The sequence below is a fragment of the Oligoflexus sp. genome, from assembly GCF_035638955.1.
GTDB lineage: Bacteria > Bdellovibrionota_B > Oligoflexia > Oligoflexales > Oligoflexaceae > Oligoflexus.
Genome location: NZ_DASQYZ010000325.1, coordinates 1 through 10,263 on the forward strand (window position 1 = coordinate 1; position 10,263 = coordinate 10,263).

Here is a 10,263-nt window from a genome sequence, read left to right on the forward strand (position 1 = left end):
TATTCTTGAAATTGTCAAACGTTCGGACGACGAGAAAGGATTCAAGGTTCTGCCAATGAGATGGATCGTGGAGAGAACGTTTGGATGGCTTGGAAGGAATCGGCGGTTGAGCAAGGATTATGAGAGGCTTCCTTCGTCAAGCGAAGCCTTTGTATATATAGGGATGATCCGTCTTATGCTGCGACGGTTGACTTGAAAACAATGACTGGCAACTTTTTAAACCAGCTCTAAGAGCGATATAAGATTTTCTTCAATCCTGACTCACATGAAATTATCATCGCCAGTTGTTATGCTTGCCATGGATGTGTCCCTGGAAAGAAAGGTATTTCATGAACAAAAATCAATTTGTGAAATTTCTAAGAAACCATGGTTTTAAACTTCTTCGCAACGACACTCACGCTCATTACTCGGATGGATTTTCCACGATTACAGTCAGTCATGGTTTAAAGGTTAATGTTGAGTGCATTCACCATGCGCGTCTCGCAATAAAAAAGCAGGGGCAGCGAAAAATGTAAGATTACTTGTGACCGATCGACGAAAAAAGTCATCATTAATTGGTCTGGTCTCCCTATTCGGTTTGTGCCTTTGGTTAATTTTACCTTTATGCCAGTCAATGCATAATCCTGTATAAGCAAAGCAATATAATTTTTTCATGCGTAGCTGGAGCATGTAAGATGCAGGAGTCGGAACCGTCCGGTTCAGGGACGTCGTCGGAATTTTTCGCGTCACCCATTCAGAAGGAAAAGCAGCGGATATTGGAAGCCACAAAAGTTCTGGTAGTGGATGATCTTGAGGACAATAGAATCATGCTGTTTTGGATTTTAAACGGAGCTGGAGCGATTGTCAGAGTCGAGGAATCGGTGGACCGGGCTTTGGTTGCCATTCTGGAGTTCAAGCCGGACGTTATCGTAAGTGATATTTCAATGCCGCACAGGGATGGACACGATCTTATCCGTACCTTGCGGAGAAATATTGAGGTCTATGAAGATCGAAAAACCCCGGCCATAGCCGTATCGGCTTGCACCAATCCTGTAGTTAAGCAAAAGTCTTTATCTGAAGGCTTTCAGGCCCACATTGACAAACCGGTCAATATCCAGCTTTTTCTCCGACTTGTCAGAGTCCTGGCTGATCTTGATGGAAATGCGGTTAATAATGGTTTTGATCCATCTGTGTACTTACATCAGTAGCAGAAAATGAAAGTTTACGGCGGCGATTGGTTGAAGCGGCGGCATCTGCTTCACGGGTGACTCCATCACAACCCCGAATGCATTCAACCACGCACGCTGGCAATAGAGTAGCAGGCAAGGGGCGGCTATTTGCTGACTGAAGGACTGCAATAATCGAAATAAAGTACTATCCTGATCTTTGGAGGCCGCCTGGGCAGTTCATGTTTTTATTCCTGGAGATCTCAACGTATGACCATTGCTGTCGATCGAATCTGTGCGGAAGGCCTCACAAAAATCCAGGACGCCATCGTGATGATGGATGCCAAAATGGCAAGTTTGACCCTGGATGAACCGGGGCTCGACACTCCGCAGCCACCTGAAACCAGGGCTCGCATGGAACGTGCAGCATTAGCATTGGATGAGATACGGGAGCATGTGCGGCAAGCATATGGGGAACGGGGACCGACTCCTGGCTGGCGCTGGGCTGTCCACACCATGGTGCATGATGGTTCAAAGCATATCAGTAACCCAGTCAACGATGCCTCCAAGATACATCAGCGCATCCATGATCCGACAAGCTGGACAGCGGTAAGGATTTCCGTCGATTCAATTTGAGATAAATTCAATCGTTTCAGAAGAATCAATGATTCTTTCATTGTGTCTCTTCGCGACTAGAAGGCCTTCATCCGTCAAGACATCGGCTTCTTCAGATACTGATAGCCTTGCTTTAAGTCTTCTCATGTCATCGGCAGGGAGAAGCATTTCGCGATGGTCTACTGGCATTACTGAAAGTTCCATTTCAACCAGAGTTTTTCCGAGTCCGCCACCGGATCCTTGCCCAGCAAATGCATTGATACTCGTAACCGCGAGCATGAACAGAGCTGCTGTGTATCTCATTTTTCTGCCTCGTAGACTGAGCAAAGGAAGTTTAAGAGCATAACAACATCTTTCTTGTTGTTTTTATCCTGCTCAACGATTTCATAGATGCTGTCAAGCGCAGTTCGCATTACATCCTTGATCTTCTCGAAAGAATCGTTCGACAAGTCATGGCTCTTGATGGCATTGAATCCGCCTTTCTCAATTTGTGATGAATGCCAGCCCTGCGCATGAACTTCTATTTGCCTCGCTACCGAATTCAGATTGGGGTCTGTGAAATTTTCGGAGAAGGATTTTATCCTTCCGTTAATCTCACGGAGTACCCCGCTATCAAGGAGCGCTGCGAGGCGATTTGCTCCAGTTTCCTTTCCAAAGAGAACTTCGATTCGCTCGTGTGTTATTCCGGATCTGGTAGACGCTAAAGCGACAATTGCATGATCTGGGTTTTTCCATTCAAAGCTCGGACCTTCAAGGAATTGGTAGTCACGTTGAGCTTGGTACATATTCCTGAGTTTGGCGTCTCTGCCATGTCTCCTCAGTAAATCTATGATATCACTGTGACTCATAAAAACCGATAGCAAAGCGACTACGTTCTCAGTTTTTGTGTCCCTGACTTCACGCTGAAGAATACCCCTCACAGTGGAGTATGGAACGCCGGAACGCCTTGCAAGCCAGGACATGGAGCGACCTTCGTGCGTCCCTCGGTAATCGCGCACCAGTTCGGCGACCTCATCTATTAAGTCCATGCGACTTACTCCAATTCCCATCAATGTTAGCGGTCGTCGTGAAATTATCAGCGGCCGCCAATAAGTTCAATTGGGTTTACTGGTTACGTTTGATTGCTTGAGCCGTTAGAGCGAAAACGGAGGTGTTCGGTGCAAGTTGGTTGAAAATCGTGAGCATGAGGGCTGAAAGCCCTGCATTGAGAAGGTTTTATCGTTGGAGCAATTCGATCGTGGAAAGGTGGCTAATTCCTGGACTCCCGCGTTTCCTACCAAACGAATTGCAATTCCGTTTGCGGCCCTACGGGGCCGCAGCCCTTACCAAAGTAAGGCGAAAAGAAATCCAATGATTTCCTGATGGCCGATTTTAGTTATATCAACATGGAATACGGATATTGCATTTGAGCGAAAGCTACTTGTTGACGAGGCATCTTGTGGGCAATACATTTCAGCTCGTATCCAGTACGAAGGGCCACGAAATGAAGAAAAATCATGTGATTATGCTCACAATCATAGCTGCAAGCCTAATTTGCAGTAACTTGATTCAACTGTCCGGCTGGCGCCCTTCGCCGATATTCTGGCGCTACACTGCATGGCTGGCAATTGATGCGATTGCAATCTGGGCCATCGTCGCGATAGGGCGCATCAAGCCGCATCAGCCTGAGCATTCCCCGCTTGAATATGGCGGGATCTTTCTCTTTCTCGTGGGCGCCATGGCATTCTACGGCATCAGCACCACCGTAATTACAAATCTCATCACGCTAATCAATCCGGCAATGATGCCCGAGCTGGAGCATGCCGGTCAGCTGCATGATTGGTCTCCGCAGAAAAGCATGATCGGTAATCTCTGGCCAATCGTCGCTGCGCCCGTGCTGGAGGAGATCATTTTTCGCGTGGGGATCCTCGGGGGACTCATGCTGATCATAAGAAAGCCCTGGGCGATTGTGTTCTCTGCCGGGATTTTTGCGCTCAATCATGCTGATATCTATCCCCCTCCAACCGTTGCAATCACCTTCATTTTCGGTCTAATTGCAGCTGCAACATATCTTATACTGGGGCTGAGGGCTGCAATCATAGTGCATATGCTCAGCAACAGTCATGAACTCTGGCGTCCTTTCATCATTCAGCATGAATATCTTATGATGGGGTATATCGTCCTCATGTTCACTGCGCTGTTCATTTTCATCCATCAATTGATACGACATCGCAGGTTGGTCCTGCGCTGATTCAATACAGGAGTTTTCTCTATGAAGAATCTGAGTTTTTCAATCGCCCTCGCGCTCTCTGCCCACTACGCCTACGGTCAGGAGACCAGCAGTGAGACTGTGGCGGTCACGGGCAGTCGCATTCCTTATGAAAGCGCTGGCATTATCGCAATATCAGGTTCATCGCCGATCGGCGACATACATGGATGCGCGGAACCCAACTGCGGTCAGGGCCCTGAAGACCCGAGCGGTGGCGGCTACACGAGCCATGCTTCAAAGAATCAGCGGAACTAAAAGGCCAAACAGCAGGTGCAAAGAACGCCTGCCAATAAGCAAGCTGTCAAGAACACTAAGCAGCCGCAGAGTGAGAGTGGAATTCTCGCGACGATTGAGCGGTGGTTCGGAAACCTTACGGTGACGCAGAACGATACCGAGGAAACCGAATCGCCAAACGGAAAGATTCTCAAGAACACCAAATGTCGCCACATTGATTTTGCGAAAGAGAAGGGACCAAACCCCTGCGTCGAGAGACAGATTGATGTTGAAAAAGTCCTGAAATTGAACGGCGATCTTGCCAATCAACTCTCACTGTCTTTCGTAATTTATGACCAATGCTATTATGAGAAAAAATGCAGCCCGGAAAACATAACCTTCGTTGCCGAAAACCAGCAGGAACTTCACTTCCTTCTGAACGATACACTTGGCGAAAACCACTTCTAGGTTTTCCGCGTCAACTCCAGTTTTAATTGTTAAAGCAATTAGTTTAAGCAGCTCTTATTACGCAAGAGTTATGCTGATGCGAGTTATATTGCTTTCTGTCAGGCTTTGTAGATGGCTTGGTTTTGTGTGGTAAACTTGGGGGATGGTAAACATATTTAGGGAAATGAGCGTTCATGCATCCAGGCGCAAGACCCTTGGCACTTTATATGGTCTATGATTTTTAAAAAGGACACCGATAAAGAATGCTATTGGCCACCATAAGAAAAGCAAAAATTTTCACCGCAAAAGGTGTTTACTTAGTTTAGTTAACTCCCATTCTATTGAAACTTTGCCCTGGATTGCTAGGCCTTCTGAGCTGCTGGTTCAACGGGGTTTAGTAAACACTTGGCCGGCAGTCAAAACAACTCGCTTCTTCAAAAGCTTAACACTAAAGGCACTCACTCTACTGAATGGCTGAATCTATTTACCGGCAAGCGGTTCCAGTTTGCACCTGGATGCACATTTCAAGTCTCTTGCCGCTGAGATTGACGGAGGTGTCCTGAGTGGTGGAGCCGTCCTTGACGGCCAGAAGCCTGTGAATCAAGCCCTCGAAAGAGCTTTTTCGCATAAAAAGCTGATCTGGGTTTCGGCCTGAATTCAGCCAAGTGGCATGCTCCGGGTTATATCATCCTGCCTTGCGCATGGATCCGGTCGTGAGCTCCTCGGCTGAAAACTCCAAGCGAAGAACCGTTCCGCCGCCTTCGGCATCCTCCATGGCTATCGTTCCTCCCAGCTCGGAGCAGATGCTTTTGATGGCGCTGAGGCCGACGCCCCGGCCGCTGGTTTCGCTCGTGGACTCGGCCGTGCTCACGCCATCGAGAAAAAGGACATCGGTGAGGGTCTGTTCGGGCCCTGGAACAAAGCCATTCTCCGCGGCCTTTTTCCTGAGCACAGACCAGTTGATGCCGGCTCCGTTGTCGGTGACTTTGAGTTCAACCTCAGAACCACGCGGCAGAGCCTCGATCTGAATCAGAGCCGGCCTGACTCTCTCATTCCGTCCAGCGGGGCGAATAAAGCCATGGTCCATGGAATTGGCGACGGCATGCAGAAGCATTTCATGGATGACGGGCAGAACCTCCGGCTTCCAGCTTAGAACATGATCGAGAACCATAAGGCCTTGCTGGGGACAGCCGGCACTGCCAAGACGCTCCTTCATGTCAGAAGCATAAAGATTGGCATAAGCATAGAGGTCGGACGCTGTTGCCTCGACGCCCCCATGGCTAATCTGAAAGGCATTCACGAGCTGCTCATAGTCCTCAAAGGAGAGGCTGAGAGCCTTCCAACTTTCCTCGATCCGTGAGGGCGGAAGCCCTGCAGAAGGGATCAGGGCCGATTCCATTTCATGGATGCCGCCAGCCAGAATCTTAAGACCAAGCGTTCGCGCCGCCCCCTTCCAGGTATGAAGCCTTCTTAACGCGGTGGGCTGATGTGCAGGCTGAAGGACGCTTTCACCAAGGCCGGACCATTCCCCTCTCAATTCAGCAAGCAGGGTGCGGATGCGGGGGATTTTTCCACCAAGGACCTCCTCCAGCTTTTTCTGCATTAGCCTGACCCTTGCCGATTCCTCCTTCGCCTTTTTTTCGATAGCCCGCAGCGAGGTGATGTCGCGGACAGAGACCAGAACGCGGGTAATCAGCCCTTTGGCATTGAAGAGAGGCTGCCAGTTAAGGGCGAGGATGGACTCTCCATGCTGCACCTCGATGGGCAGGTGGGCGCTATTGAATTCCCAGCTCAGTTCGTCGCTACCGAGACATGCCTGAAGGGTCTCCCTGGCAAGGGCGCCCTGCCCGGCATGGCCCAGGTCGGCCGGGAAAAGGAGATCAAGAAATGGCGTATCCGCAAGTGTGTCGGGCTTTCTGGCGAAAATTTTATCCAGATGTGGTGAGTATCCACTTTTGAGTCGAAGGTCCTCACCGAGCATCAGGATGCCTTCCTCAATATGATCGAGAACCTCCTTCATTTTCTGCCGGCTTCCTTTAATCACGGAAGCCTGACGGCCAACCATGAAGAGTGCTCCACAGACCAAAAACGCAAGTCCGCCGGCCACGATGGAAACGATCCGGAACTTGCCCAAAAGCTGGATTTGCTCAGCCTGCATCTGGTTTTGCTCTGAAAGTGTTTGATTGCGCAGTTGCATGTATTTTTTACTGGCATCCTCGGTGAGGAGTTCCTTTTGCAGATCGACAAACATCGTGAGGTATTTGAAAGCCTCCTCATATTGGCCCAGAACCTTATGGACTTCAGATAGCTCCTTATAAATCATCAGGAGATCTTGTTTGAACTCTGGTGGCAAAATTTTCAGAGCTTTTTCTGCCGCTTTAAGCGCCAGTTCCGGCTGATGATCCAGGCGATAGGATTGAGCCAGACCCTTTAAAGCTGAAGCGGCCCACTTTGGCATTTTTAGCTCTTCAAATATAATTGCTGCTTTCTTCCCATAGGGGATTGCCGCTTTGAAATGCTTTGCTCCATTGTAAGCCTCATTGAGACCATAATACGAGGCAGCAAAAAGATCAGGATCCTGAAGCTGCTCAGCGAAATCCAGTGTTTTTAAAAAGTAAGGAATGGCTGCATTAGCAGCAACAGGATCACCCTTCTCGATTAAATCATACCCCGAATTGTAGTACACATCAGCGCAAAGATCGCGCATTCGTATGGAAACACAAATCGCATCGAGCTTTTTATTTATAACCTCCTGCTCCGACAACTGGCCCAGGTTTCCCAATACTGCAGCAATATTTGAAAACGTCTTCGCCTCAATTGGAGAAGCAATGCTGTCAGGATTACCCAGAATTTTCTGCACTTCAGTTATCAGCACAGGAATCTCCTGATGTTGTGCCTCCCGCGAAGAGAGTTGATAGGCCATATTGGACAAGAGATTGGCCCTCATATAGGGATCTTCAATCTGATGTGCCAGAGTCAAAAGCCGATCCTTAAAATCAAAAAATTCATTTCGGTTCTTATCAACTCTACGTAGAGCCGCAAAAACTGAATCTCCTTTAGTGATACCCCAAACTTGTTGCGAGCGGTCAGATCCTCTGTCTCTCTTAAAATGGTCTCGGCATCCAATCTCTGATCCGCTTTTAAAACATTGTTCATAAACAAACCTATCAACCATCCGGTGCGCGCCTTTATAAAATCACTCTGTTCCTGGGCTGGCCGATCCCATATAAGACGAATACCCTGAATTAAGCGCTTCGGGTCATCCAAGCCTTGCCGAAAAAGCTCGTCACGGTCAGCCCTGGTCAGGAGCGGCTTTTTCAGAATGCCCTCAAGTGATTCGTCGTTTGCCATGGCAGCATGAGGCATAGTCAGAAGCCAGAGCATGATCAAAAGCAAAAATCGCATAATTTTTCCCGCCGGTTCATGGGTGGCCATGGACGCCTGATCGGTAGGTTTTACCTGCCTTGATTGTTGGATCAAGGATATCGAAAGGCTGCTCCGGAAGGAAGAGTATTTCCGTCGACCGCATCATGGCAATGGTCTGCAGCGTTGATTTTGATTTCAGGCTCACGCGATGTTTTTCAGGTGTTCATTGGTTGCCGTAAAGCTCATGACCAGCAGACTGCCCTGGCCCTGATCATTGGCGAGAAGATGAGCGCCGCCTTTGAAGTCCCGGCAAAGCGCCCTTACCGCCGAAAGGCCAACCCCCCGTCCGCTGGTGGCCGAGGCCGTCTCAGCGGTTGTCGCGCCATCAAGGAACACAACATCAGCCACCGTTTCCTCAGGACCTGGCCTGAAACCCTTCTCCTCTGCCATGGCTTTGAGTTTTTCCATGTTCAGTCCGGCTCCGAAGTCGCGAACCCGGACCTGGATTTTTCCTGATGAATCAGTGTCCGCCTCAACTCTGAGAACGGCAGGGGAAAGCCGCTGGCCGCGTTTTGAGGGCAGAATGTAGCCATGGTCGGCACTGTTGCTGAGGGCATGGAGAAGACTCTGCCGCACGGCATCCAGCACATCCGCCGGCCACTCATCAACACCATCGAAGACATCAATCGACCGGACCGGAATTCCCCCTTCCTTGAGCTGCTTTCTGAGGGCTGGGAGGAGGGGAGCGACGACATCCATAAGGGATGTGGCGCTCTCCTGACCCGTGGAGCGGCTCATGAACATATCCCGCATGAGGGACTGGTAGGCTCCGGTCTCATCGCGAAGCACCTTAAGGGCCTCACTGATGACCTCCGCATTTCCCTCGGCAAGGGCGCTTTCCAGGCTGTGAATGGCTTCGCTGAGTCCCTTGAGCCCAAGGGTCCGGGCTTCGCCCTTCCTCGTGTGAAGGTCGCGTTTTGAGGCGGCCTCAAGCCAGAGCTCATCCGCTCCCTTCAGCCTCTCCTCCAGTGTCTCAATGAGTCTTCTGGCATCCTGAAAGCGTGTGAGAAGGAGCTCCTGGACCCTTTGCTCGAGAGCCTTTGATTTCTCCTTTTGCAGGAGGACTTCATCCTGAAGCCTTTTCTGATCGGATATGTCCCGAAGGCTCAGAAGAAAGCCCTTGATCCTCTCCTCACTGCTGAAAAGGGGCTGCCAGAGGATATGAATGCTCCTTCGAATCTCTCCCGGCAGGACGATTTCCGAAGGCAGCTGCCCGGCATTCAGATCCCACGCGAGGCTCTCCTCACCGAGGCACGTTCTGAGGGTTTCCCTGATGATGCTTTGCCTCTCCTGGCCCAGCATTTCCACGGGGAAAAGCCAGTCGATCGCGTCCTCCTCTCCTCGAAAGAGGGATGGATAAAGGCGGGTCAGATAGCGCGAATATTCCGGCTCGGGACGAAGATCCCGATTGATGGTGAGGATGCCTTCCTCGATCACATCAAGGATGATCTGAATCTTCTCCCTGGCCTTTTGAATTTTCCTGGCGTTGGCAAGGGCCCAGAGGTGCTGGCAACGGCACCCACAAGCAGAATGCCAAGGGCAATGGCGGCGATCAGAAGGTACCGGGAGGTTTTCAGCCGCGCAGCCTGCAGTTCGTTCTCCTTTTGCAAAAGGAGGTTTTTTTGCTCCTCAAGCTGAAGGCCGAGATCCACCTTGGCCTTGGCAAAGTTCGCCTGTTCTTTTTCACTGGACTCCTTTTTCTCAATATCCCGAAGAACTTTCAGACTTTCCAGGGCTCCCTTATGGAGACCCATTTTTTCATAAATCTCAAACTGAATTTCATATCCCGATTTTTGCCACACTTGCCGCTCAGGGATGGCTGGAAGAACTTTTTCCAGGACCGTTAGTGCCTCCTTCAATCGCCCTGAATGCATCAATGCCTTTGCCTGAACCATGCGCGCTATTTCGTACCAGTCGAGATTATCTTCGCCAATTAATAAGCGAGCTGCTTCTTCCGCCTTTTTTTCACCTTCAACATAATTACCTTGGTTGTTCTCAATCCTTGCCAGTTGGGTCAAGGCAGCGCCAACTGTGCTTTTGTCTTTGACCTTGGATGCTTCACTTTTCGAAAGTTCTAAATAAAATCTGGCCTTGGTATCGTCAAGGTCTCTATATGAGTGGCCCAGAGCGTAAGCACTTATCCCCAGTTTGAATCGCGGACCTTCTTTG

12 protein-coding genes are annotated in these 10,263 nt (G+C 49.8%); 6 read left to right on the plus strand and 6 right to left on the minus strand.

The window, feature by feature from the left end; translation table 11 throughout:
* The 3 genes from VE954_RS29370 to VE954_RS29380 all read left to right on the plus strand — a co-directional run.
* The coding region (locus VE954_RS29370) for a transposase (RefSeq protein ID WP_324955797.1) at positions 1-196 on the plus strand (196 nt) is incomplete at its 5' end.
* Positions 197-755: 559 nt separating this feature from the next.
* Complete coding sequence (locus VE954_RS29375) at positions 756-1,187, plus strand: response regulator (protein WP_324959659.1); 432 nt, start codon at positions 756-758, stop codon at positions 1,185-1,187.
* 228 nt (positions 1,188-1,415) lie between these two features.
* The gene (locus VE954_RS29380) at positions 1,416-1,781 is read left to right on the plus strand and encodes a hypothetical protein (protein ID WP_324959662.1); all 366 of its coding nucleotides are present in this window, start codon (positions 1,416-1,418) and stop codon (positions 1,779-1,781) included.
* Here VE954_RS29380 and VE954_RS29385 read toward each other — a convergent pair.
* Positions 1,773-2,063, minus strand: coding sequence for a hypothetical protein (locus VE954_RS29385; RefSeq protein ID WP_324959664.1), 291 nt, complete (start codon positions 2,061-2,063; stop codon positions 1,773-1,775). The genes VE954_RS29380 and VE954_RS29385 overlap by 9 nt on opposite strands.
* Positions 2,060-2,788, minus strand: a complete 729-nt coding sequence (locus VE954_RS29390) for a hypothetical protein (protein WP_324959666.1) — start codon at positions 2,786-2,788, stop codon at positions 2,060-2,062. The genes VE954_RS29385 and VE954_RS29390 overlap by 4 nt, the downstream gene beginning before the upstream one ends.
* Positions 2,789-3,243: 455 nt before the next feature.
* Between VE954_RS29390 and VE954_RS29395 the strand changes: the two genes are divergently transcribed.
* From VE954_RS29395 to VE954_RS29405, 3 genes are all read left to right on the plus strand, one after another.
* Positions 3,244-3,990 (plus strand): CPBP family intramembrane glutamic endopeptidase, encoded by a 747-nt coding sequence (locus tag VE954_RS29395; protein ID WP_324959668.1) that lies wholly within the window; start codon positions 3,244-3,246, stop codon positions 3,988-3,990.
* A gap of 21 nt (positions 3,991-4,011) precedes the next feature.
* Positions 4,012-4,263, plus strand: coding sequence for a hypothetical protein (locus VE954_RS29400; RefSeq protein ID WP_324959670.1), 252 nt, complete (start codon positions 4,012-4,014; stop codon positions 4,261-4,263).
* Positions 4,264-4,383: 120 nt separating this feature from the next.
* Positions 4,384-4,689, plus strand: coding sequence for a hypothetical protein (locus VE954_RS29405; protein WP_324959672.1), 306 nt, complete (start codon positions 4,384-4,386; stop codon positions 4,687-4,689).
* Positions 4,690-5,353: 664 nt separating this feature from the next.
* On the opposite strand, the gene VE954_RS29410 is transcribed toward VE954_RS29405, so the two are convergent.
* The 4 genes from VE954_RS29410 to VE954_RS29425 form a co-directional block, all read right to left on the minus strand.
* Complete coding sequence (locus tag VE954_RS29410; protein WP_324959674.1) at positions 5,354-7,543, minus strand: ATP-binding protein; 2,190 nt, start codon at positions 7,541-7,543, stop codon at positions 5,354-5,356.
* A 101-nt stretch (positions 7,544-7,644) separates the two neighbouring features.
* Positions 7,645-8,103 (minus strand): hypothetical protein, encoded by a 459-nt coding sequence (locus tag VE954_RS29415; protein ID WP_324959676.1) that lies wholly within the window; start codon positions 8,101-8,103, stop codon positions 7,645-7,647.
* A gap of 132 nt (positions 8,104-8,235) precedes the next feature.
* The gene (locus tag VE954_RS29420) at positions 8,236-9,531 is read right to left on the minus strand and encodes an ATP-binding protein (RefSeq protein WP_324959678.1); all 1,296 of its coding nucleotides are present in this window, start codon (positions 9,529-9,531) and stop codon (positions 8,236-8,238) included.
* Positions 9,528-10,263, minus strand: a 736-nt coding sequence (locus VE954_RS29425; protein WP_324959680.1) for a hypothetical protein, incomplete at its 5' end; no start/stop codon positions are given. The genes VE954_RS29420 and VE954_RS29425, both read right to left, overlap by 4 nt.